This is a genomic window from Denitrobacterium detoxificans (assembly GCF_015062615.1).
Classification (GTDB): Bacteria; Actinomycetota; Coriobacteriia; order Coriobacteriales; family Eggerthellaceae; genus Denitrobacterium; species Denitrobacterium detoxificans_A.
Genome location: NZ_SUUH01000002.1, coordinates 169,385 through 192,070 on the forward strand (window position 1 = coordinate 169,385; position 22,686 = coordinate 192,070).

Genomic DNA, 22,686 nt, shown 5'->3' on the forward strand with positions numbered 1-22,686 from the left:
CATGGCAGAGAAGAAGACGCTGCATGTAAAGCAGGTTCGTAGCGCCATCGGCCGTCCCGCCACGCAGGGTAAGACCCTGAAGGCACTGGGTCTTGGCCGCATCGGCAAGGAACGCGACCTGGTCGACAACGAATCCGTTCGCGGTCAGATCTTCAAGGTCAAGCACCTCATCGAAGTCACCGAGAACAAATAAGTGCACAAGGCCCCGGGGTTTGCCTCCGGGGCCATATTTGGTAATATGCCAGATTGTGCATCTGGCACAGGAAGTTAGCTGGCGGCGAGCTGCCAGCGTACCCGCGAATAGCGGGTAAGCGAAAGGAGAATGCAGTAATGGAACTCAAGGATCTTAAGCCGGCAGAGGGCTCTCGTAAGAACCGCAAGCGCGTTGGTCGCGGTGCTGCTTCTGGTACGGGTAAAACCGCCGGTCGCGGTCTGAACGGTCAGAAGTCCCGCGCTGGTGGCGGCAAGGGTGCCGGCTTCGAGGGTGGCCAGACTCCTCTGGCACGTCGTCTGCCGAAGCTCCCCGGCTTCCGCAACATCAACCGCGTGGAGTATCTGCCTGTTAACGTTAGCCGTCTCGAGGAAAAGTTCGAGGCTGGCGAAGTGGTCGACGGCGATAGCCTGAAGGCCAAGGGCATCATCAAGCATGCTGATGCTCCCGTAAAGGTTCTGGGCGATGGCGAAATCACCAAGGCCCTGACTGTCAAGGTGGACAAGGTATCCGCAAGCGCTGCCGCGAAGATCGAGGCAGCTGGAGGAAAGGTTGAGCAGCCTTGCTAAGTTCCCTGGTAGAAGCATTCAAGGTTAAGGAGCTGCGTAACAAGATTCTGTTTACGCTGGCCATCCTTGCCCTGTATCGCCTGGGTTCGTACATTCCGGTGCCCGGCATCCCGTTCGCCGCGTTCGCGCAGGCGTATCAGGAAGCCGGCGGCGCCGCTATGACGATGATCGACATCTTTTCTGGTGGTGCGCTTTCCCACTTCAGCGTGTTCGCGCTGGGCATCATGCCCTACATCACTGCATCTATCATCATGCAGCTGATGCAGGGCGTTATTCCCGCCGTGGGCCGCTGGGCCAAGGAAGGCGAAGCCGGCCGCAAGAAGATTACGCAGGCGACGCGTTGGCTCACGCTTGCGCTTGGTCTCATCAACGCCGTTGGTTACCTGCTGCTCTTTCAGTCCAGCACGTACGGCGTGACGTTCTCTTCTGAAGTGCCCTATGGCCTTACGTGCTTCCTCGTGGTGTTCACGCTCGTTGCCGGTACCGGCTTCATCATGTGGATGGGCGAGCTCATCACGCAGCGTGGCATCGGCAACGGCATGTCGCTCATCATCTTCACGAGCATCGTCTCGCGTGTGCCCTCGGCTATCTTCGAGAGTGCCACGAGCCAGTCCGATGCAGGCATGGGCCTGGCTATCACGCTGCTCATCCTTGCTGTGGTAATCATTGCCATTCCCGCGATCATTTTCATGGAGCGCGCTCAGCGTCGCATTCCCGTCAGCTACGCCAAGCGCGTGCAGGGTCGCAAGATGATGGGTGGCCAGTCCACCTACATCCCCCTGAAGGTGAATGCCGCGGGCGTTATCCCCATCATCTTCGCGAGCTGCCTTATCTACTTCCCGGCGCAGATTGCCGCGCTGTTCAACGTAGATTGGCTGAATTCGTTCGCGAACGCTATTTCGAGCGGATGGGTCAACTGGGTGCTTACCTTCGTGCTCATCATCTTCTTTGCGTATTTCTACACGTCGATGGTGTTCAATCCCGAAGAGCTTTCCAGTAACCTGCAGAAGCAGGGTGGCTTCGTGCCTGGCATTCGTCCTGGCACGGCTACCGTGAACTACATCAAGAGCGTGATCAAGCATGTCACGCTTCCCGGTGCCATGTTCATTGCCGCTGTTGCAGTTGTGCCTTCCATCCTGTTCTCGTTTACGAACAACTATCTTATTCAGGCGTTTGGTGGTACGTCCATCCTCATCATGATTGGCGTTGCCCTCGACACCATGAATAAGGTCGAGTCCCAGTTGAAGATGTACAACTACGATGGCTTCTTCAAGTAAAGGAAGTGTTGCGTAATGAATATCGTACTCCTCGGAGCACCCGGTGCCGGTAAGGGCACGCAGGCTGCGAAGCTGGTCGAGAAGTTTGGCATGTGCCACATCTCCACGGGCGACATCCTGCGCGCTGCCGTGCGTGACCAGACGGAACTTGGCGTGAAGGCCAAGGGCTTCATGGATGCCGGCGAACTTGTTCCCGACGAGCTCATCATCGACCTCATGAAGGAGCGCATCCAGCAGCCCGATACGCAGGCTGGCGTTTTGTTCGACGGTTTTCCGCGTACCACCACGCAGGCCGTTGCTCTCGATGGTATGCTCAGCCAGCTCGAGCGTCCGCTCGACGCCGCTCTGCTCATCGACGTCGACTTCGAAGTTATCGTCAAGCGCCTCACCAGCCGCCGTATGTGCCGTGAGTGTGGCTTTATCGGCTCCGAAGCCGATGGTGCTTCGTGCCCGAAGTGCTCTGGCGAGATGTACCAGCGCGACGACGACAACGAGGCCACGGTGCGTAATCGTCTCGACGTTTACGAGAAGTCCACGGCTCCGCTGATCGACTACTATCGCGGTAGCGATCTTCTGGTTGCTGTCGATGGCGATCGCGACCCGAACGTCGTTCTCGAAGACATCGTTGCGAAGCTCAACCTGTAAAACAGGATTGCATCACGCGCGTGTGGGGCAGGGAAGTATCCCTGCCCCTTTTTCTGCCTTGCGAGCCGTTCATCTGGGCATCCATTGCGAAGATAGGCGTGATTCCTTCGCATACGGTATGCGTTGCGCCCATCCTTATTTATAATGAGCGCAGTATGCAAACGTCTTTCGAAAGAATACGCGACCTGGTCGGCTCCTTCCTGCGCGCTCATGCGGGGGAAGTGAATCACTATATTCGCTGTGCGGCGGTCCTTATTGCCATCGCTCTCTTCCTGGAGATATTCGTCTTCAACTTCAATCACTGGGCCACGCTCGGGTATGACTGCGTGAACCTTTCCAGCAAGCTCACGCTCCAGCAGAACGAGACCGACGAAACGTATCGCATTACCGAAGCCGATAACGTCATCGAGTTCTCGAACCTGAACAAAGAGGTCAAAAACGTTCGCATCGACTTCGATGGCAACCAGTCGGCCCAAAACGTTCAGGTGAAAATCGAGTTCACCGATGAAGGTCACGAGACGTACTTCGACTCCACCGAGTACTCCTCGGGCGTGCCCGTGCGAACGGTGGCCACGAATGATGACGGCACGGAATATTTGAAGCTCAACACCACGGGCCTTACGAACAACTTGCGCATCGAGATCACGGGTGAGGATGTTACGTATCCCATCAAGATCAAGGCCGTGTATATCAACAATACGTACCCGTTCTACTTCCTGGGAACGCGCTTTCTGATCGCACTCGCCGTAATCACGTTCATCTATTTGTTCCGCCCCAAGTCGTCTATCTACCGTATCTCGGTGGTGGAATCGACTAGGTTTTCTAAGGCGTGCATCTTTGCGGCGAACATCCTGGAGATATACCTGGTGTCTGTCTTGCTGTTCACCGGTTCGAATCTCGTGGGCGTTGCCACGCAGGCATACAATTCTGGTTCGTGGGATCCCACGAGTGTCATTACCACGTTCGAGGTGGGTGGCGAAAACTCGCAGCAGTATGCGCGTTTGGCTGAAGCCATGTCGCATGGGCAGCTCTATCTCGACGAAGAGCCGCCTGAATGGCTGCAGGAAATGGACAACCCCTACGATAAGGGCGCGCGTGACGAATTGCAGAAGGCGACGGGCGAATCGTACCTGTGGGATGTTGCCTATTACCAGGGGCATTACTACGTCTACTTTGGCGTGGTTCCCGTCATCGTATTCTATTTGCCGTATTTGTTGCTCACGGGCGGCTCGTTCCCTACGGCAGTGGGGGTGTGGATTGCCGCAGTTGCGTTCATCCTCGGCTGCACGGCGTTGCTCCATCGCTTCGCCCGTCATCATTTCAAGCATGTGAGCCTTGGTCTCTACCTATTGCTGCAAATGCCCCTCGTTTTCTGCTGTGGCATTCTCTACCTGGTTAAATTCCCCACTTTCTATTCGCTTCCCATTATGATGGCGCTTGCGTTTTCCATGTGGGCGCTCTATTTGTGGATGCGTGGTCGCTCGGCGAAGCATCCGCTGGGCTGCTATCTGGGCGGGTCGTTGTGCATGGCCTTGGTCATGGGCTGTCGTCCGCAGTTTATTCTGCTTGCGCTGGTGGCCATTCCGCTGTTCTGGCGTAGGTACATTTCCGAGCGCCGCATCCTCACGAAGCGCGGGGCCATCGAATTCCTATGCCTCATCGCCCCGTTCGTGGTGGTGGGCGTGGGCATCATGCTTTACAACTACGCGCGATTCGGCAGCTTTACCGATTTCGGCAGCAACTACAACCTTACGACGAATGACATGACGAAGCGCGGTATGGACCTGGGACGCTTGGCGCCGGCGCTGTTCGCCTTCTTCTTCCAGACGCCTACCACTACGGGTGTGTTCCCGTATATCCAGGCGGCTACGTTCGATACCACCTACATGGGGCAGACCATCAAGGAAGTCACCTTCGGCGGCATCTTTGCCTGTCTTCCCGTCTTGTGGATCCTTCCGCTGGCCATTCGGGGAGTGCGCATGCGCGTTCGCTCGCGTAGCACGCATACCACGGCGGGCGTCATCATCGTGCTGTTGGTTGCGGGTGTGCTCATCGCACTTGCCGATGCGGAAATGGCGGGCATTCTGCAGCGTTACTTCGCCGACTTCAGCATCATGTTCTTGCTGGTGGTCGTGCTTACGGTCTTCATCTTGAACGAGAATATCTCGCATGAATCTATGGGCTTCGACATCGCCATGAAGATCTTGCCAGCCCTTGTGGGCGTTAGCTTGGCATACAGTTTCCTGTTGTGCCTGGTTGCGGAAACGGGCTGGTATTCCGAGGCGTATCCGTGGGCGTACCAGAGCATCATCCACATGTTCCAATTCTGGACATAGCCCCACAATCTTCGTTTCTTCACAACTCCACCACGCGAAACCCCACTTACCGAACGTCATTGCACCTTAAAGTGCATTACGTCCGTCCTTCGAAAGCCACTGATACGATTGGTTTCAGCAGAGGTCCCTTCGAAGGAGAGGTATATGACCAGAGAATTAAAGTCTATGGACGGCAATACCGCTGCGGCGCATGTTTCGTATGCGTTTACCGAGGTTGCCGGTATTTATCCCATCACCCCGTCGAGCCCCATGGCCGACTTTGTGGACCAGTGGTCGGCTAATGGCCGTAAGAATATTTTCGGTTCCACGGTGAATGTCGTGGAAATGCAGAGCGAGGGCGGTGCGAGCGGCACGGTTCATGGCTCGCTTACCGCAGGTGCGCTTACCACCACCTACACTGCTTCTCAGGGTTTGCTGCTCATGATCCCGAACATGTACAAGATCGCAGCCGAGCAGCTGCCGTGCGTTTTTCACGTGTCTGCTCGTACCGTAGCCACGCAGAGCTTGAACATCTTCGGCGATCATTCCGATGTCATGGCTTGCCGCCAGACGGGCTTCGCCATGCTCGCCGAGGGCAACGTACAGGAGGTCATGGACCTTTCCGCCGTTGCGCATCTGGCTGCCATCAAGGGTCATATGCCGTTCCTGAACTTCTTTGACGGTTTCCGCACGTCCCACGAGTATCAGAAGATCGCCGTATGGGATTACGACGATCTGGCCGATATGTGCGACTTCGACGCCGTAGCTGCGTTCCGCGCCCATGCGCTCAATCCCGAGCATCCTGCAATGCGTGGTAGCCATCAGAATGGCGACATCTTCTTCCAGAATCGCGAGGCCTGCAATGGCGTGTACGACGCGCTGCCTGCGGTGGTCGAGGGTTGCATGCAGCAGGTGAACGAGAAGATCGGCACCAATTATCAGCTGTTCAACTACTATGGCGCGCCCGATGCCGATCGCGTGGTCGTGTGCATGGGTTCGTTCTGCGACGTGCTCGAAGAGACCATCGATTACCTGAACGCTCATGGCGAGAAGGTTGGCCTGGTGAAGGTTCGCCTGTACCGTCCGTTCAGCATCAAGCATTTCGTGAATGCGCTGCCTGAAACGGTGCGCAAGATCGCTGTTATGGATCGCACGAAGGAGCCTGGCAGCATCGGTGAGCCTCTGTACCTAGACGTCGTGAGCGCTCTGCGCGAAGCTGGCCGCGATGATATCGTGGTTACGGGCGGTCGCTATGGTCTGGGCAGCAAGGACACGCCTCCGGCCAGCGCTTTCGCCATCTTTGAAGAGCTGGCGAAGGACGAGCCGAAGCGTGAGTTCACCATTGGCATCGTCGACGACGTTACCCATCTCAGCCTTTCCGAGAGCGCCGATTGCCCGAATACGGCAGCGCCTGGCACGATCGAGTGCAAGTTCTGGGGCCTGGGCGGCGACGGTACCGTTGGCGCAAACAAGAACAGCGTCAAGATCATTGGCGACCACACCGACAAGTACGTGCAGGCGTACTTCCAGTACGACAGCAAGAAGACGGGCGGCGTAACCATCAGTCATCTGCGTTTCGGCGATAGCCCCATCCGCAGCGCTTACTACATCAACAAGGCCGACTTCGTTGCCTGCCATAACCCCAGCTACTTGATCAAGGGCTTCCGCATGGTGCAGGACGTGAAGCCTGGTGGCGTGTTCATGATCAACTGTCAGTGGTCGCCCGAAGAGCTCGACCAGCATCTGAATGCCGAAACGAAGCGCTACATTGCTCAGAACGACATCCAGCTTTACACGATCAACGCCATCGACTTGGCCATCGAGATCGGCATGGGCAAGCGTACCAACACCATCCTGCAGAGCGCGTTCTTCGCGTTGGCGAAGATCATGCCGCAGGAAGAGGCCATCCAGCTCATGAAGGATGCCGCCACGAAGTCCTACCTGAAGAAGGGCCAGGATGTCGTGGATATGAACCACAAGGCAATCGACGCGGGCGCTACTGCGTTCGTGAAGATTGACGTGCCCGCTGCCTGGGCCAATGCCGAAGACGATGCTCAGCCCGAGCAGCTTTCCGGCGATCCCGAGCTGGTGAAGATGGTTTCCGAGATCATGCAGCCTGTGGGCCGCATGGATGGCGACCGCCTGCCCGTAAGCGCATTCATGGATCATGTCGACGGCCAGTGGCCTCTGGGCGCTTCGGCCTACGAGAAGCGCGGCCTTTCCGTTACCGTTGCTTCGTGGAATCCCGAAAAGTGCATCCAGTGCAACCAGTGCTCGTTCGTGTGCCCGCATGCCACCATCCGCCCCTATGTGCTCACCGAGGAAGAGGCTGCGGCTGCTCCGGCATCGACGCAGCTCATCGATGCAAAGGGTCCGAAGGTCAAGGGCATGAAGTACACGCTTGCCGTGTCTCCGCTCGACTGCATGGGCTGCGGCGTGTGCATTGGCGCTTGCCCCACCAATTCGCTTTCCATGCTTCCCACCGAAGGCGAACTGCCCAAGCAGGAGGTCTTCGACTACTGCGTTAGCCAGGTTGCCGAAAAGCCCGAGGCGTGCGGTACGAGCGTAAAGGATAGCCAGTTCAAGAAGCCGCTGCTTGAGTTCTCCGGTTCGTGCGCTGGCTGCGCCGAGACGAGCTACGCGCGTCTGGTTGCGCAGCTCTTCGGCGATCGCATGTTCATCGCCAACGCTACTGGTTGCTCTTCCATCTGGGGTAATCCTGCAGCTACCTCGCCGTATACCACCACTGCCGAAGGCCATGGCCCCGCATGGTGCAACAGTCTGTTCGAAGACAATGCGGAATTCGGCCTGGGCATGCGCGTGGGTCACGAGGCAGTTCGCAACGAACTCGCTCTTGAATCTACGGCTCTCATCGAGTCTGACGCTCCCGAGGCTGTAAAGGCCGCAGCTCAGCAGTGGCTCGATACGCGCAACGATGCGCAGGCGAACCAGGAAGCTGCGAAGGCCTATGTCGAACAGCTGAAGACGCTCGACACCGATGCGGCTCGCAAGATCCTCGACCGCAGCGAATTCCTGACCAAGAAGAGCTACTGGATCTTCGGTGGCGACGGTTGGGCATATGACATTGGCTATGGCGGCCTCGACCATGTTCTTGCCAGCGGCCAGAACGTTAATGTGCTCGTATTCGACACGGAAGTGTATTCCAACACGGGTGGTCAGGCTTCCAAGGCTTCGAACATCGGTCAGGTTGCCCAGTTTGCAGCAGCTGGTAAGGATGTTCAGAAGAAGAGTCTTGCCGAGCTGGCCATGTCGTACGGCTACGTCTACGTTGCCCAGATTGCCATGGGTGCAAAGCCTGCGCAGACCATGAAGGCCATCTGCGAAGCCGAAGCCTACGACGGCCCCTCGCTCATCATCGCCTACAGCCCCTGCGAGATGCACTCCATCAAGGGCGGCATGAAGAATTGCCAGTCCGAAATGAAACGTGCCGTCGAGTGCGGTTACTGGAACCTCTTCCGCTTCAACCCCGAAGCCGAAGCCGGCAAGAAGTTTACGCTCGATTCGAAGGAGCCCTCGGGCGGTTATCGCGAGTTCCTTATGAACGAGGCGCGTTATTCCCGCCTCACGCGCGAATTCCCCGAGCGCGCCGACGAGCTCTTCGCCGAAAACGAGCAGTGCGCCATGGATCGCTACGATCACCTGGTCAAGCTCAAGGAAATGTATTCCGAAGCCTAGGCAATCGTAAAAGCCTGTCATATAGAGGGGATGCGCTTCAGCCGCGTCCCCTCTTTTTGTCCTTAAGGTGAGAGGGTGCAACGAATTTTGCTTCGCAGCACCGGTCGAGATCGTAGCGAATTGTTCCTCAGGCCAATAAACCTTTCGTGCGAGAGAGCGCAGCGAATCTCGCCCAACCAACCTCCAGGCCCAGTTGCCACCCAAGGGCAGGGGAGCGAAGCGAACCCTGCCCGTAGATACCCCAGGTTTATATGAGCATGCGATTTCTCTGGGTAAGATTTGGGCTGGGCGGAATGCCCCGTGGGGCACCCTGTGAAAGCAAACAAAACGCGCTACGTTCGGGGTCCCCGCGGAGAGCGGGAGGCAAAGCCTCGCGCGAATCCGCGGGGACCCCGAACAGCGCGCAGTAAAAGCATGAACCAGCGAGCGCACGAGCACGGCTTCTGGACGCAAAAAGGAACGCCCGGAATACCCGAGCGTTCCCAATCACTCACAGCAGCGCACCGTGCGAGCAGCGGAGCGGGGCGTGCCCCACGGGGCATTCCGCCCAGCCCGCGAGCGGATTAGCGGATTAGTGGATTAGCGGATTACACTAGCTTCTCAAGCGCAGCAATCTTGACGCAGCAGCAGAACACTTCAAGCGCCTGTGCAAGTTCTTCAACAGGGGGTAGGGAAGGCGCAATGCGAATCACCGCATCCGAGGGATCCTTGTGATAGGGGAAGGGTGCGCCAGCTCCCGTGAGGGTGACGCCCGCTTCGCGTGCGAGTTCAACGATGCGCTTAGCGGTACCCTGCGGCCCGGTGAACGTTACGAAGTAGCCACCGCGCGGATGCGTCCACGTGCAGCCCGTGCCTTCCAGTTCGCGGCTGAGCGTTTCTTCTACCAGGTCGAACTTCGGGCGCAGCAATGCGGCATGCTTTGCCATATGCTCGGCAATGCCTTCGGCGTCGCGCAGGAAGCGCACGTGACGAAGCTGGTTTAGCTTGTCGTGGCCGATGATTTGCACGTTCATGAGCTTGGTGATCTCGGCGATGTTCGCTTCGCTTGATGCCATTGCCGCAATGCCCGCACCCGGGAAGGTAATCTTGCTGGTGCTGGCAAACTTGTAAGCACGGTTGGGGTTGCCAGCGGCAGCACATGCGCGTGCGATGTCGGCAACGTGTTCCTGCTCTGCCGGGTTGGAAGAAAGATGATGTACGCAGTAGGCGTTATCCCAGAAGATGCGGAAGTCATCGGCTGCCTTCATATTGGCCAAGCGCTCGACAACTTCGTCGGAGTACGTGCAGCCCGAGGGGTTGGAGTAGGTGGGCACGCACCAAATGCCCTTGACGCTTTCGTCGGCGGCGAGCTGTTCGACGGCATCCATGTCGGGACCGTCTTCGTTCAGCGGCACGTTGATCATTTCGATGCCGAAGAGCTCGGTAATCGAGAAATGGCGATCGTAGCCAGGAACGGGGCAAATCCACTTCACGGTATCAAGCTTGCCCCAAGGGGTGCAGCCTTGCGTGCCAAATGCCCAGTTGCGGGCAATGGCATCGTACATGAGGTTCAGGCTCGATTCGCCGCCCACGATAACGCGGTCGGCCTCGTCGTCGAGCATGGTTGCCATGAGTTCGCGCGCTTCGCGAATGCCCACGCCTACGCCGTAGTTGCGACAATCGGTGCCGTCGGCGGCCTTCAGATCAGATTCGGCGTTGAGTACGTCGAGCATGGGGGCGCTCAGGTCGAGCTGGGCGGAAGAGGGCTTACCACGCGCCATGTTCAGCGAGAGATCCTTTGCTTTCCACGCGGCGTATGCGCGCTTCTGTTCGTCGAGCAACGTGCTGCATTCTGCTGAGCTGAGGTCGGCGTATGACATGGTCGGTTCCTTCTTCCGTGTTGCCTTATAAAAAGGGGACGCCCTTTGACGTCCCCAAGATGATATACCGCGTGGTTTTAATCGTTCAGCGTCATGCCGTCTTCTAGCACGACTTCCATATTCCGTTCTTTGCTGACGTCGTGATTCTCGTAGCGGTCGAAGTCGGCGAGAATCCCCTGGCTGGGAGTGGGGGTGAGTTTCGACACTACGTAGATGGCCAGGCAGCTAAGCAGGAACGCGGGTAGCAGCTCGTAGATGCCGAAAACGCCGCCAAGTGGCTTGACGAAGTTGTGCCAGATGAGCACCGTGGCAGCGCCCGTGAGCATGCCGGCGATGGCTCCCTGCTTGGTAGTGCGCTTCCAGTACAGAGAGAACAGCGTGAGCGGGCCAAACGAAGCGCCCAGGCCAGCCCATGCATAGGACACGACCGTGAAGATGACCGAGTCTTCGTTCCAAGCTACCAGGATGCCGAAGAGCAGCACGACGGTAAGCGTGATGCGCGAGACGATGAGCACCTGCTCGTCGGTGGCGTTCTTCTTGAAGATACCGCGGAAGATGTTCTCGGCAACCGAAGAGCCCGTAATGAGCAGGTAGGAAGAGGCCGACGACATGGATGCCGCCAGAATGCCCGAAACCACGATGCCGCACATGAATGCCGGCAGCATGACCTGCGAGAGCATGATGAAGATGCTTTCGGCCGAGGAACTGGTAACGGCGCCGCCCAGAAGCATGGGGAGTGCCTTTCGGCCGATAAGGCCAATGAGCACGGCGGCCAGCATGCTGATGACCACCCATACAACGGCGATGATGCGCGATTGCTTTACCTCTTCTTCGCTGCGGATGCCCAGGAAGCGCACGAGCACCTGCGGCATGCCGAAGTAGCCCAGGCCCCAGGAGAGCGTGGAGATGATGGTGAGGACGCCAAAGGGTGTGGGATCGTCGAAGAGGGGAGTGCCGTCCATGGCCATCTGCGCGCCCGACTCGTCGAGCAGGGGAGTGGCCACCGAGGTGGCGGAAAGGAATCCGGGGATATCGGAAAGGAAGGCTGCGGTTGCTTGCACGCCGCCGGCCATGGCGATGGAGCCAATGACGACGACCAGGAGCGCGAAGAACATGAGGCAGCCCTGTACGAAGTCGGTGGCTACAACGGAGAGGTAACCACCCACCATGGTGTACAAGAACACGATGAGCGCGCCAAATACCATCATGACGGAATAATCCCAACCGAAGAGGGTGTGGAAGAGCTTGCCGCACGTTACGAAGCAGCTACCCGTGTACACGCAGAAGAACAAAAGGATGATAACGGCAGCGATAGTGCCCACGATGTTCTTGGAGTCATGGAAGCGGTTCGAATAGAAGCCGGGGAGCGTGATGGAATCATTGGCCACAACAGAATAACGGCGTAGGCGCTTGGCTACGAATCGCCAATTGAGATACGTTCCGATGGCAAGACCCACTGCCGTCCAGCCAGCTTCGCCCGCGCCCGTAAAGAAGGCCAGACCGGGGAGACCCATGAGCAGATAGCCCGACATATCGCTTGCCTCGGCGGAGAGGGCGGTGAACCAGGGGCCGACTTTCCTGCCGCCCAGGAAGTATTCCGATGCCGAAGAATTCGATCGCTTGGCGTAAATGAAGCCAATGGTGAGTACGGCGATAAAATAAATAAGTATCGCTACGACAACAAGGCTGTCCGAGTTTTCCATCATTCCCCTTACTTATATATATGTATGAAATCGTTTACGAATTTCACTTCCCAACACATGGCATTACATTATAGAGCAACGTAAAAATGCCTTACATATATATGATGACGTGGGCACATGTTGCGGGTAAACGGAGGAATCGTGGAGATACACCCGGGGGCGTGTAAGCTGTTGACACGACTTCGGAGCTAGCGTATTATTCCATCTGCTCGCGCTTCGGGTGAAACCGAAAAACGAGCCGCAGCTTGAAAATTGCACAAGTTAAGCGAAAGATGGGCGTGTGCCCGAGTGGTTAATGGGGACGGGCTGTAAACCCGTTGGCTCTGCCTACCTAGGTTCGAATCCTAGCGCGCCCACCATCTTTGCCCGTGTAGCTCAGTAGGTAGAGCACTTCGTTGGTAACGAAGAGGTCACCGGTTCAAATCCGGTCGCGGGCTCCATCTATTGCTTTATCGAGAACATCGTTCTCTTTTGCATCTGGCGGTGTAGCTCAGTTGGTTAGAGCACACGGTTCATACCCGTGGCGTCACTGGTTCGAATCCAGTCACCGCTACCATAGATACTTCTACTGCTTACGCAGTCTTTATTTTTAGCTCATAAAACGCCCCAGTAGGGGCGTTCTCATTGAAGGAGGATTTCATGGCTAAGGAAAAGTTCGAGCGTACTAAGCCGCATGTAAACATCGGCACCATCGGTCACGTTGACCATGGCAAGACCACGCTCACCGCTGCCATCTCCAAGACCCTGTCCATGAACGACGGGTCTCACGGCACCGCTCATGCTGACTTCACGGCCTTCGAAGACATCGACAAGGCTCCTGAAGAGCGCGAGCGCGGCATTACCATCTCCATTGCTCACATCGAGTACGAGACGGACAAGCGTCACTACGCTCACGTTGACTGCCCCGGCCACGCCGACTACGTCAAGAACATGATCACCGGTGCTGCCCAGATGGACGGCGCTATCCTGGTTATCGCTGCTACCGACGGCCCCATGGCCCAGACCCGCGAGCACATCCTGCTCGCCCGTCAGGTAGGCGTGCCCTACATCGTGGTCTTCCTGAACAAGTGCGACATGGTCGACGACGAAGAGCTGCTCGAGCTCGTTGAGATGGAAGTTCGCGAACTGCTGAACTCCTATGAGTTCCCCGGAGACGACACCCCGATCATTCGTGGTTCTGCTCTCAAGGCTCTGGAAGGCGACCCTGCCTACCAGGAGAAGATCTGGGAGCTCATGGACGCTGTCGACTCCTACATCCCGACGCCCGAACGCGATACCGACAAGCCCTTCCTGATGGCTATCGAAGACGTTATGACCATCACCGGTCGTGGCACGGTTGTTACCGGTCGTGTTGAGCGCGGTCAGCTGAAGGTTGGCGACGAACTGGAAATCGTCGGCATCCGCGACACCGCCAAGACCACCTGCACGGGTGTTGAGATGTTCCGCAAGCTGCTCGACGAGGCTGAGGCTGGCGACAACATCGGCGCTCTGCTCCGTGGCGTGAAGCGTGAAGACGTTGTCCGTGGCCAGGTTCTCTGCAAGCCCGGTAGCGTTACCCCGCACACCGAGTTCAAGGGCCAGATTTACGTTCTGACCAAGGAAGAGGGCGGCCGTCACACCCCGTTCTTCGATGGCTATCGTCCGCAGTTCTACTTCCGCACCACCGACATCACTGGTGTTGCTCACCTGCCCGAGGGCACCGAAATGGTTATGCCGGGCGATAACGTGGAGATCAAGGGCGAGCTCATTCACCCGGTCGCCATGGAAGAGGGCCTCAAGTTCGCTATCCGCGAAGGTGGCCGCACGGTTGGTTCCGGTCGCGTAACCGAAATCATCAAATAACTTCAATGAGGTTAATGGAGAGGGCTCACGCTTGTGGGCCCTCTCTTCCACGCTTAACTTATCTGTGCAGTTTCAAGTCATAGCAATGTGAACATAAGGAGTAAAGTAGATGCGTACGTTGGTCACCCTGGCCTGCACCGAGTGCAAGCGCCGTAACTATACGACCAAGAAGAACAAGCAGACCACTCCCGATCGCATCGAGTTGAAGAAATATTGCAAGTGGTGTGGACATCACACGTTGCATAAGGAAACTCGTTAGAGGATGTGCATAATAGGCCAGTAGTTCAATTGGTAGAGCGTCGGTCTCCAAAACCGAAAGTTGAGGGTTCGAGTCCTTCCTGGCCTGCCAGCTTGTTTACGAGCAGCTTTAACAGGCTGCTTGTTTGGCGTTATAAGAAGTTGAATATGGTCTGCAAAATTACAGACTTTGAAGGGTAAAGATGGCTAAGAAATCAAAGACGCAACGCGCTAAAGCTTCTGCCCGTCGTGCAGCGCGCAAGGCGGATGTCGAGCAGAACGCGCAAGTTGCGGCCGAAGATTCGACGCAGGAAGCCTCTTCTGAAGAGAAGAAGGGTCTTTTCAAGCGTTCATCTCGTTCCTCAGAAGAGAAGAGCACGAAGCAGGCTTCTGAAGCTGCTTCGAAGTCTTCCGAAAAGAAGCCCGCGAAGGCTCCCAAAAAAGATGGGTTCTTCGCTGGCGTTCGCGCTGAAATGAAGCGCGTTACGTGGCCTACGCGCCAGGACGTACTCCGCTGGAGCGGGGTTGTCGTGGGTGCGCTGGTCTTTTTTGGCGTGTACGTTTTCATTCTCGACAACTGGATCGTAACGCCCCTGCTTGTGGCAATTTCGTCTCTGGGAGCGTAGAACATGGCTAAGAAGTGGTACGTTCTTCATACCTATTCTGGGTATGAGAACAAGGTCAAGCAGAATCTCGAGCTTCGCATCGAGACGATGGGCCTGGAGAACAATGTCTTCGCCATCGAGATTCCCATGGAGACGGTCACCGAAATCAAAGAAGGTGGACGCCGCGTTGAATCCGAGAAGAAGGTCTTCCCGGGTTATGTGCTTGTTCGCATGGAGCTCGACGACCGCAGCTGGGCTGCAGTCCGCAACACTCCTGGCGTAACGGGTTTCGTGGGTAGTCAGCAGACGCCCGCTCCGCTTACGCGCGAAGAGTACAACAAGATCATGAAGCGCACTTCTCACGAGGCTCCCCGCAAGACTTCCACCGATCTGGAAGTGGGGCAGACCGTGAAGGTCGTCGACGGTCCTCTGGCCGAGTTCGACGGTGTCGTTTCTGAAGTATCGCCTGAATCCAACAAGGTCAAGGTTCTGGTTTCCATCTTTGGTCGCGAGACCCCGGTGGAACTCACCTTCAACCAGGTTTCCCGCATTTAGGCGTATGGCCGCCTTTGTTCAGGGCGGTTGAACAGGGAAAAGACAATACGCTAGAGCGTGCCCTCGTGGACAGGGGCTTCTCATGTTCGAGCGTTTGTTGATATGAACTATTAGGTAAAGACTTCAGCTGAAAGGAAGCTTTTACAATGGCTGATAAGAAAGTTACGGGCTTTGTAAAGCTGCAAATCCCGGCTGGCGCTGCCAATCCTGCGCCTCCGGTAGGCCCGGCACTGGGTGCCCAGGGCGTTAACATCATGCAGTTCTGCCAGGCGTTCAACGCTCAGACGCAGGAACAGTCCGGTACCATCATCCCCGTTGAGATCACGGTCTACGAGGACAAGTCCTTCACCTTCGTGTGCAAGACGCCTCCGGCAGCTGTGCTCATCAAGGAAAAGCTGGGCCTCAAGAGCGGTTCCGGCATTCCGCAGCTCAAGAAGGTCGGCGAGCTCTCTCTCGATCAGCTGCGCGAAATCGCCGAGATCAAGCTGCCCGACCTGAACGCCAACGACATCGATGCCGCTATGGAGATCGTGGCTGGCACCGCTCGTTCCATGGGCGTTACCATCGAGGGTCGCGCTCCGAAGAAGAGCTACGTTGCTACGCGTAAGCTTCAGGCTCTTCTCGACGCTCAGAACTAACACTCTGAGATTTAGGTTGTTATCCGCGTAAGCGGTTGTAAACAGTGGGAGAGCCCAGGCGCTCGACAATACCACGGAAGGATTTAGAAATGGCTAAACTCACCAAGAAGCAGAAGGCTGCTGCCGAGAAGATCGAAGAGGGTAAGCTGTACGCTCCTCTGGCGGCTATGAACCTCGTGAAGGAAATCGCTACCGCGAACTTTGACGAGACCGTTGAGGCTCACTTCCGTCTGAGCATCGACACCCGTCAGGCCGATCAGCAGCTCCGCGGCACCGTAAGCCTGCCCAACGGCAGCGGCAAGACGGTTCGCGTTGCCGTATTCGCCGAGGGCGAAGCTGCCCGTGCTGCCGAGGAAGCCGGTGCCGACATCGTTGGTTCCGACGACCTGGTTGCCGACATCCAGGCTGGCAACATCAACTTCGACGCCACCGTTGCTACCCCCGACCAGATGCCCAAGGTAGGTCGTCTGGGCCGTATCCTTGGTACGCGTGGTCTTATGCCGAACCCCAAGCTGGGCACGGTTACCAACGACGTTGCCAAGGCCGTTAAGGAACTCAAGGGTGGCCGCGTTGAGTATCGCGCCGACCGCTTCGGCATCTGCCATGTCATCATCGGTAAGGCAAGCTTCTCCGCTGAGCAGCTCGCAGAGAACTACGGCGTTGTGTACGACGAGATCCTGCGCATGAAGCCTGCTGCCGCCAAGGGCAAGTACGTGAAGTCCATCACGGTTGTGTCCACGATGGGTTCTGCGGTTCCCGTCGATTCCGCCGTTCAGCGTGATTACACTGCGGCTGAATAACATTACTTTCAGCATAAACCGCATTAGGGTCGGGGCTTTTGCCTCGGCCCTTTTTGTTGTCTGGGTATACAAAAGGGGCGCCGACAATATCGGCGCCCCTACATGCGTAAGCGTGTTGTATTCGCTCTAGACGGAAGCCTGGGCGACTTCCTTCGCCATGATGTAGTCAATCATGTAGAAGCCCTCGCCAATATCCGCATCGGTTTCTTCCATGATCTGGAAGCCGCGACCCTTGTAGGCGCGCAGCCCAAGCTCGTTGCGTCGGTTGACCATGAGGTACATGACGGGCAGATTCTCGTCTTGGCAGAGCTGCTCATAGAACTCGATTACGCGACTGGCGTAGTGCTTGCCACGTGCACGCGGGTACAGGTAGATCTTGCTGATGAACAGACGGTGCTTCCATGTGGCGTCTACGACGGGGCTATGATGGAACGGCTTGTCGTGAGTCTCGTCGCCTGTCATCCGCTCGATGTCGCAACCCGTGTAACCAGCAATGCCATCTTCGTCTACCAGAAGCCAATACTGGTAGCCATCTTCGAGAATCGCCTTTTTCAGCGCCGGAACGCTCTGCAGCGTATTAACCATATAATCGGTCTGTGCTTGGCCGATGATGGGAGGCCAGTAGTCATGCCAGATTTCATGTGCTACGCGAGCCAATTCCTCGATGTCGTTTTCGGTTACAGCGCGAAACTCCAATGCCATGTGGTAATCATCTCCTTCGTGCGTCTGCGTGCTTGTTTCCAGTGCGTAACGACGATGCTTCCATCGTGTTACCAGATGCGAACTCGCAGGTTAATAAACCGTTTGCTCGCCTTCTTCACTTCTAACGGATGGGATTATGACAGACGTTAGAGAAAAGTGGAAGGAGTAAATATGCTTGATACAGGTTCTTCTGGGTTCATGCTGGTGAGCGCCATGCTCGTCTTGCTCATGACCCCGGGTCTTGCCTTTTTCTACGGTGGATTGTCACGTCGCAAGAATGTCATCAACACCATGTTCATGTCGTTGGCTGCCATTGGCATCGTGGGTGTCGTTTGGGTGATCTGCGGCTGGTCGTTCGCCTACGGCGGCGATGGTTCTATTCCGTTCTTCGGTGGCTTCGACCAGCTCGGCTGTGTAACCGCGGTGCAGGATATGCTTGCGGAGGCAAGCGGGACGGCTACGGCATTCTCGGCTCTCACCGGCGAAGCTACGGTCGATGCAACGGCGTCTGCCTCGTATCCCGCGATTATCAATATCGTGTTTCAGATGGCCTTCGCCATGATCACCACGGCTATCATCACCGGTGCCGTGGCGGGGCGCATGAAGGTGGGCGCCGTCATGGCGTTCTGTACCATCTGGGTCGTGCTTATTTACGCTCCGCTTGCCCATATGGTGTGGGGCGGGGATGGTAGCTTCATCGGCGACATGATCGGTGCACTCGACTTCGCGGGCGGCGATGTCGTGCACATCTCCTCGGGTCTTACGGGCCTGGTGCTCTGCATTCTTCTGGGTAAGCGCCGCGGGTTTGGCATGCTGAGCTACCGCCCTCACAACGTTCCGTTCGTGTTCCTGGGTGCCACGCTGCTGTGGTTTGGCTGGTTCGGCTTCAACGCGGGCTCTGCCTTCGCCGATAACGGCACTGCGGGGCTGGCGCTGCTGAACACGGTGGCGGCTTCTGCGGCGGCTTCGTTGTCCTGGATTGGCTTCGAGCGCATCCTTACGGGGAAGTGCACGCTCACGGGTGGTGCGACGGGACTAGTTGCCGGTTTGGTCGTCATTACGCCCGCAGCGGGCTTCGTGGAGCCCCTCGCAGCCGTGTTCATGGGCCTCATAGTTTCGCCCATTTGCTATCTGGCCATCTCACGCATGAAAGCAAAGCTTGGCTACGACGACGCCCTAGATGCGTTTGGCTGCCACACCGTAGGCGGCATCGTGGGTGGCGTGCTTACCGGCATCTTCTGCGTACCCGAGCTCTCCTGGACCGAGAACGGCGGCCTGCTCTACACGGGTGATCCAAGCCTCCTGTTCGCGCAGGTGCTGGGCATCCTCGTAACCGTTGCCTTCGTGGCGGTTGGAAGCCTTGTCATCGCCCTTGTCGTGAAGGCACTGTTTGGCGGCTCTCTGCGCGTGAGCGAGCATGATGAAGGGCTGGGCATGGACGTTATCCAGCATGGCGAATCTGCCTACCCGGCATTTGTTGGTCTTGACTAGCGGAAAGGCGTGAGGAATATGAAGAAGATCACGGCGGTCGTCCGTCCCGAACGACTGGAAGCGGTAAAGGAAGCGCTGTTCGATGCGAAGGTCAGCGGAATGACCATTAGCCAGGTGCAGGGCTGTGGCAATCAGCATGGCTGGAAGGAATACTATCGCGGCACGGAAGTGCTGCTGAATATGGTTCCGAAGGTGAAGTTCGAAATCATCTGCGTCGATGATGAGGTGGATGGCATCATCGAAATCATTCTCGACGTGGCACATACCGGCAAGGTGGGCGATGGCAAGATATTCGTGTTCCCCTGCGAAGAGGTTGTGCGCATTCGCACGGGGGAGCGGGGGAGCAGCGCCCTGTAGTCCTCCCTGGACTCGTTTCCATCCCATGGCCCTTCAGGCGCGGTTGGCTAGGTGGGCAGGAGGGATTGTTCCCGCTCCCAGCTGCACTGAAAAGAGGCCGTACGTACGAACCCCCTGCGACTCATGTGAATCGCAGGGGGTTCGATTGTTCTTTTCTGTCGTTGCGCCTAGAGGAAGAACACGATGCTATCGAGGATGAACAGCGGTATGAGGATTGCTGCCGACCATCCCATGTAATGGAAGAAGCTGGGCATCTTTACGCCAGCTTTCTCGGCGATGTTCTTCACCATGAAGTTGGGTGCATTGCCAATGTAGGTGTTGGCACCCATGAATACGGCACCAGCGGAAATGGCGAGCAGGATGCGCGGGTCGACGGAGCCGACCGTCGTGGCTACGGCGTTTGCGGCGTTGGAGCCAATGGCACCTGCCGTGGTAAGGAACACCACGTAGGTGGGCGAGTTGTCCAGGAACGACGAGAGCATGCCCGTGGACCAGAAGAACGCCAGTGGGCTGTCGATGCCCAGGGAGCTGCCATTGGTGCGCAGCAGGGCGAGTGCGGGAATCATCGTGATGAAGATGCCGATGAACAGCTTGGCAACTTCGGCGATGGGAGCCCACTCGAACTTGTTGTCGGCGCGAAGCTGGTGGCTGGTGGTGAACCAGGAGCCGGCCATGGCAGCCAGGATGAGCACGATCTGCACGACGTAGTCGACGCCGATATGCACGCCTTCGACGTCGATGCCGTACGTTGCGCCCGTAGCAGGGTCGATGAACATTTCCATCTGGGGGATGGTGCCGTTCAAAATGACCGCAAGAATGATGAGCGCCAGGAAGAAGAAGTTATGCCAGCCCTCGATGTGGATGGGAGTGCGCTCGTCGGCTTCGTCCTCGAGTTTCAGGGCTTCCAGGCCTTCCTTGCCTTCCTTCTTGATGAAGTGGCGATCGATGAGGGCAAACGCCACGAGCATGATGACCGTGTTGAACAGCAGGACGACCCAGATGTGCTGGAACGTCCAGAAGAAGGGAATGCCGCGCAGGTAGCCCAGGAACAGCGGGGGATCGCCCAGGGGCGTAAGGCAGCCGCCAATGTTCGCCACCAGGAAGATGAAGAACACGACGATGTGAGCCTTGTGGCGACGCCATAGGTTGGCGCGCAGGACGGGACGAATGAGCAGCATGGCCGCGCCCGTGGTGCCCACCCAGCTTGCGATGAGCGTGCCGAGTGCCAGCATGATGACGTTGTTCTTCGTGGTGCCCACGATGGTGCCCTTTACGTGGATGCCGCCGGCAACCGTGAAGAGTCCCAAGAGCAGCACGATGAACGGCACGTAGTCTCCCAGAATTGTTTCCGAGAGGGATTCGGCTGCTACGCCGAAGCCGTATACCGCAATAAAGGGGACGAGAAAAATCGCCGACCAGAACAGTGCTACAGTGAGCTCGTTCTTTTCCCACCATTCGGGTTTAACCAGGGGGAAGATGGCGATAGAGAGAAGCATTCCCACGAACGGGATGATGCTCCACAAGGGCAAAGACGCTCCGATATCCATATAACCAACCTATTCTTTTCGCGTCTGACGTGCCGTATTGCACACGTGTTTATCTTTTCTATTTTAGGAATGATGCCGATATCGCGCAACCGCACTAACTCTGTGCTTTGTTAGTTTGGGGCGTACGTGCGTGCTGCCGCTCTGATATTCTAGGCGGGTTGCAATTACCGTGCCCCGCTGGCACGCCGAATACTTCAGGTGTAAGCATGAGAATCAATCACGCCATTTTGCATATCTGCGATTTCACTGCGTGCGAGAGCATCTTTTCCCCGCGCGAGATCGACTTGTCTGACAAGACCGCGAAGAACTACGTGATGCGTCACGTACGCAAGGCGTTGGGCAATCTGGACAACAAGCGCGGCTCGTTCGTGGAGGGCAGCGGCTTTGCCACCGAATTGCGCAATTATTTCAGCGATACCTCCACATTCGTGAGCCTTTCCACGGAGATCGCCGAATTCATCTCCGCCGAACTGGGCCATTCCGAAAAGCCTATCTCCACCGACATTCTCATCGTGGACTTCGAAGACGATACCGAGCTGAAGCGCGCCGCGAAGGCCGCTCGCGAGGCAGCCGCGGAGGCCGAGCTGCAGGAGATGGAAAACGAGACGGACGAAGGGGAAGAGCCGGGCCAGGAAGCCAATGCCTCCGAAGCGGAGGAGTGCCCGTTTGACCCCGACCCTGTTGCGGATACCGTCGCCCAGCGGGCGTTCGACCATGCCACGGGCTTTTCGGGCCCGCTGCCTCGCTACTTTGCCATCATCTTGCTCGACAGCAAGCAAGCATACGTGCATGAGACGCGCTACGACGACGAGGGCGAGTTCAACAGCATCGCCCGACATCACGCGGTGCTCCCCAACCCGTCGCAGAAGCTCGCTTCGTATGCGCTCGTGGACCTGCGTTCGCTTGCGGTGCAGTTCGTGGACAAGAAGCGCAACATTGCGGGGGAGGACTGCCTGCTCATCCCCGATAAGCTGCTGCAATGCACGCAGCAGGCCTCGAGCAGGGAGACCATTGCCGCGGTGACCGAGATCGTCGAGGCAGTGGCAGACGAATATGGCGAGAACCCCACCGTCGCCCTGTCTCGTGCGAAGGCATACGTTTCGGAAAACGTATCCGACGAGGACGAGATCGACTTGGACCAGATGGCCGAGGCAGTGTTCGAGGACTCGCCGGCGCGTACGCGATTCGAGCAGGCGGCGGCTGCGCAGGAGATACCCGAGCACGTGCCCATCGAGCGCGAGGCCGCTCAGCGCGTGGTGCGTCGGCACAAGATTCGCACCGATACGGGTATTGAGGTGACGTTCCCCGCCGAATACGGCCAGAACCCCGAGTACATTACGTTCACGAGCGAATCGGACGGAACGATTTCGATTGGCCTGAAGAATATTCTGCATATCGAGAACCGCTAATTGCGCCGTTGCGAACTGGCATTTCCTGTTAGTGGTGTAGGGCGCGTGTGGAACGTTTCCACTTGAATAATTCGCGGGTACGCCCCGCGTTCGCTGTGCTACAATAGCACGGCTTAGGTGACAGTAGTCATCAAGCAGGTAATATTGGCCCCCGAGACATGTTTTGCCTGTCGCCGCAGAGCGGTGCCGTGAACATGGTACAGAGCACGCAATCATGACGAAGGGTCC

The 22,686-nt window shown here is 57.2% G+C and carries 19 protein-coding genes and 4 tRNA genes; 19 read left to right on the plus strand and 4 right to left on the minus strand.

The window, feature by feature from the left end:
• Position 1 precedes the first annotated feature (1 nt).
• The 6 genes from rpmD to nifJ all read left to right on the plus strand — a co-directional run bounded on the left by rpmD (position 2) and on the right by nifJ (position 8,713).
• Positions 2-193, plus strand: a complete 192-nt coding sequence (gene rpmD / locus E7002_RS03505; RefSeq protein ID WP_066663232.1) for a 50S ribosomal protein L30 — start codon at positions 2-4, stop codon at positions 191-193.
• Positions 194-330: 137 nt separating this feature from the next.
• Complete coding sequence (gene rplO, locus E7002_RS03510) at positions 331-780, plus strand: 50S ribosomal protein L15 (protein ID WP_066663231.1); 450 nt, start codon at positions 331-333, stop codon at positions 778-780.
• Positions 774-2,057 (plus strand): preprotein translocase subunit SecY, encoded by a 1,284-nt coding sequence (gene secY, locus E7002_RS03515; RefSeq protein WP_303727513.1) that lies wholly within the window; start codon positions 774-776, stop codon positions 2,055-2,057. The genes rplO and secY overlap by 7 nt, the downstream gene beginning before the upstream one ends.
• Before the next feature lie 15 nt (positions 2,058-2,072).
• Positions 2,073-2,702 (plus strand): adenylate kinase, encoded by a 630-nt coding sequence (locus E7002_RS03520; RefSeq protein WP_303727514.1) that lies wholly within the window; start codon positions 2,073-2,075, stop codon positions 2,700-2,702.
• A gap of 155 nt (positions 2,703-2,857) precedes the next feature.
• On the plus strand, positions 2,858-5,038 hold the full coding sequence (locus tag E7002_RS03525) for a cytochrome C oxidase Cbb3 (protein WP_303727515.1): 2,181 nt from the start codon (positions 2,858-2,860) through the stop codon (positions 5,036-5,038).
• Between the two features lie 144 nt (positions 5,039-5,182).
• Positions 5,183-8,713 carry a pyruvate:ferredoxin (flavodoxin) oxidoreductase gene (gene nifJ / locus E7002_RS03530; RefSeq protein WP_303727516.1) on the plus strand — a complete coding sequence of 1,177 codons (3,531 nt, stop codon included), beginning with the start codon at positions 5,183-5,185 and terminating at the stop codon, positions 8,711-8,713.
• 587 nt (positions 8,714-9,300) lie between these two features.
• On the opposite strand, the gene E7002_RS03535 is transcribed toward nifJ, so the two are convergent.
• Together E7002_RS03535 and E7002_RS03540 are read right to left on the minus strand one after the other, a co-directional pair.
• On the minus strand, positions 9,301-10,572 hold the full coding sequence (locus tag E7002_RS03535; protein WP_303727517.1) for an aminotransferase class I/II-fold pyridoxal phosphate-dependent enzyme: 1,272 nt from the start codon (positions 10,570-10,572) through the stop codon (positions 9,301-9,303).
• A 77-nt stretch (positions 10,573-10,649) separates the two neighbouring features.
• The gene (locus E7002_RS03540; protein WP_303727518.1) at positions 10,650-12,278 is read right to left on the minus strand and encodes a sodium/proline symporter; all 1,629 of its coding nucleotides are present in this window, start codon (positions 12,276-12,278) and stop codon (positions 10,650-10,652) included.
• Positions 12,279-12,549: 271 nt separating this feature from the next.
• Here E7002_RS03540 and E7002_RS03545 point away from each other — a divergent pair.
• The 10 genes from E7002_RS03545 to rplA all read left to right on the plus strand — a co-directional run bounded on the left by E7002_RS03545 (position 12,550) and on the right by rplA (position 16,952).
• Positions 12,550-12,634: transfer RNA gene (locus E7002_RS03545), tRNA-Tyr, on the plus strand.
• Positions 12,635-12,639: 5 nt separating this feature from the next.
• Positions 12,640-12,715, plus strand: a tRNA-Thr gene (locus E7002_RS03550).
• A gap of 39 nt (positions 12,716-12,754) precedes the next feature.
• A tRNA-Met gene (locus tag E7002_RS03555) sits at positions 12,755-12,831 on the plus strand.
• A gap of 83 nt (positions 12,832-12,914) precedes the next feature.
• Positions 12,915-14,117 carry an elongation factor Tu gene (gene tuf, locus E7002_RS03560; protein WP_303727519.1) on the plus strand — a complete coding sequence of 401 codons (1,203 nt, stop codon included), beginning with the start codon at positions 12,915-12,917 and terminating at the stop codon, positions 14,115-14,117.
• Between the two features lie 109 nt (positions 14,118-14,226).
• Positions 14,227-14,376 (plus strand): 50S ribosomal protein L33, encoded by a 150-nt coding sequence (gene rpmG / locus E7002_RS03565; protein ID WP_066663211.1) that lies wholly within the window; start codon positions 14,227-14,229, stop codon positions 14,374-14,376.
• A 14-nt stretch (positions 14,377-14,390) separates the two neighbouring features.
• Positions 14,391-14,466, plus strand: a tRNA-Trp gene (locus E7002_RS03570).
• Positions 14,467-14,557: 91 nt separating this feature from the next.
• Positions 14,558-14,980, plus strand: coding sequence for a preprotein translocase subunit SecE (gene secE / locus E7002_RS03575; RefSeq protein ID WP_066663209.1), 423 nt, complete (start codon positions 14,558-14,560; stop codon positions 14,978-14,980).
• 3 nt (positions 14,981-14,983) lie between these two features.
• A complete protein-coding gene (gene nusG / locus E7002_RS03580; RefSeq protein WP_066663207.1) occupies positions 14,984-15,514 on the plus strand; it encodes a transcription termination/antitermination protein NusG in 531 nt (176 codons plus the stop codon).
• Positions 15,515-15,660: 146 nt separating this feature from the next.
• Positions 15,661-16,152, plus strand: a complete 492-nt coding sequence (gene rplK / locus E7002_RS03585; RefSeq protein WP_303727520.1) for a 50S ribosomal protein L11 — start codon at positions 15,661-15,663, stop codon at positions 16,150-16,152.
• A gap of 89 nt (positions 16,153-16,241) precedes the next feature.
• Positions 16,242-16,952, plus strand: a complete 711-nt coding sequence (gene rplA / locus E7002_RS03590; protein ID WP_303727521.1) for a 50S ribosomal protein L1 — start codon at positions 16,242-16,244, stop codon at positions 16,950-16,952.
• 126 nt (positions 16,953-17,078) lie between these two features.
• Here the strand turns inward: rplA and E7002_RS03595 are convergent, their stop codons facing one another.
• Positions 17,079-17,654, minus strand: a complete 576-nt coding sequence (locus tag E7002_RS03595) for a GNAT family N-acetyltransferase (RefSeq protein ID WP_303727522.1) — start codon at positions 17,652-17,654, stop codon at positions 17,079-17,081.
• A 171-nt stretch (positions 17,655-17,825) separates the two neighbouring features.
• On the opposite strand from E7002_RS03595, the gene E7002_RS03600 reads away from it, so the two are divergent.
• Positions 17,826-19,145, plus strand: coding sequence for an ammonium transporter (locus E7002_RS03600; RefSeq protein ID WP_303727523.1), 1,320 nt, complete (start codon positions 17,826-17,828; stop codon positions 19,143-19,145).
• Positions 19,146-19,163: 18 nt separating this feature from the next.
• Entirely contained in the window at positions 19,164-19,502 is a 339-nt protein-coding gene (locus E7002_RS03605; RefSeq protein ID WP_066663192.1) for a P-II family nitrogen regulator, read from the plus strand.
• A gap of 167 nt (positions 19,503-19,669) precedes the next feature.
• Here the strand turns inward: E7002_RS03605 and E7002_RS03610 are convergent, their stop codons facing one another.
• The gene (locus E7002_RS03610) at positions 19,670-21,049 is read right to left on the minus strand and encodes a sodium:proton antiporter (protein WP_303727524.1); all 1,380 of its coding nucleotides are present in this window, start codon (positions 21,047-21,049) and stop codon (positions 19,670-19,672) included.
• A gap of 206 nt (positions 21,050-21,255) precedes the next feature.
• On the opposite strand from E7002_RS03610, the gene E7002_RS03615 reads away from it, so the two are divergent.
• Positions 21,256-22,458 (plus strand): nucleoid-associated protein, encoded by a 1,203-nt coding sequence (locus E7002_RS03615; RefSeq protein ID WP_303727525.1) that lies wholly within the window; start codon positions 21,256-21,258, stop codon positions 22,456-22,458.
• Positions 22,459-22,686: the final 228 nt, after the last annotated feature.

What these genes read in the sequence shown, in the direction of transcription:
- nusG (WP_066663207.1), top strand. Translation starts at nt 14,984, where the DNA reads ATGGCTAAGAAGTGGTACGTTCTTCATACCTATTCTGGGTATGAGAAC.
- nifJ (WP_303727516.1), top strand. Translation starts at nt 5,183, where the DNA reads ATGACCAGAGAATTAAAGTCTATGGACGGCAATACCGCTGCGGCGCAT.
- E7002_RS03525 (WP_303727515.1), top strand. Translation starts at nt 2,858, where the DNA reads ATGCAAACGTCTTTCGAAAGAATACGCGACCTGGTCGGCTCCTTCCTG.
- rplK (WP_303727520.1), top strand. Translation starts at nt 15,661, where the DNA reads ATGGCTGATAAGAAAGTTACGGGCTTTGTAAAGCTGCAAATCCCGGCT.
- E7002_RS03520 (WP_303727514.1), top strand. Translation starts at nt 2,073, where the DNA reads ATGAATATCGTACTCCTCGGAGCACCCGGTGCCGGTAAGGGCACGCAG.
- E7002_RS03605 (WP_066663192.1), top strand. Translation starts at nt 19,164, where the DNA reads ATGAAGAAGATCACGGCGGTCGTCCGTCCCGAACGACTGGAAGCGGTA.
- rpmG (WP_066663211.1), top strand. Translation starts at nt 14,227, where the DNA reads ATGCGTACGTTGGTCACCCTGGCCTGCACCGAGTGCAAGCGCCGTAAC.
- E7002_RS03600 (WP_303727523.1), top strand. Translation starts at nt 17,826, where the DNA reads ATGCTTGATACAGGTTCTTCTGGGTTCATGCTGGTGAGCGCCATGCTC.
- rplA (WP_303727521.1), top strand. Translation starts at nt 16,242, where the DNA reads ATGGCTAAACTCACCAAGAAGCAGAAGGCTGCTGCCGAGAAGATCGAA.
- tuf (WP_303727519.1), top strand. Translation starts at nt 12,915, where the DNA reads ATGGCTAAGGAAAAGTTCGAGCGTACTAAGCCGCATGTAAACATCGGC.
- E7002_RS03535 (WP_303727517.1), bottom strand. Translation starts at nt 10,572, where the DNA reads ATGTCATACGCCGACCTCAGCTCAGCAGAATGCAGCACGTTGCTCGAC.
- rplO (WP_066663231.1), top strand. Translation starts at nt 331, where the DNA reads ATGGAACTCAAGGATCTTAAGCCGGCAGAGGGCTCTCGTAAGAACCGC.
- rpmD (WP_066663232.1), top strand. Translation starts at nt 2, where the DNA reads ATGGCAGAGAAGAAGACGCTGCATGTAAAGCAGGTTCGTAGCGCCATC.
- secE (WP_066663209.1), top strand. Translation starts at nt 14,558, where the DNA reads ATGGCTAAGAAATCAAAGACGCAACGCGCTAAAGCTTCTGCCCGTCGT.
- E7002_RS03610 (WP_303727524.1), bottom strand. Translation starts at nt 21,049, where the DNA reads ATGGATATCGGAGCGTCTTTGCCCTTGTGGAGCATCATCCCGTTCGTG.
- E7002_RS03595 (WP_303727522.1), bottom strand. Translation starts at nt 17,654, where the DNA reads ATGGCATTGGAGTTTCGCGCTGTAACCGAAAACGACATCGAGGAATTG.
- E7002_RS03540 (WP_303727518.1), bottom strand. Translation starts at nt 12,278, where the DNA reads ATGATGGAAAACTCGGACAGCCTTGTTGTCGTAGCGATACTTATTTAT.
- E7002_RS03615 (WP_303727525.1), top strand. Translation starts at nt 21,256, where the DNA reads ATGAGAATCAATCACGCCATTTTGCATATCTGCGATTTCACTGCGTGC.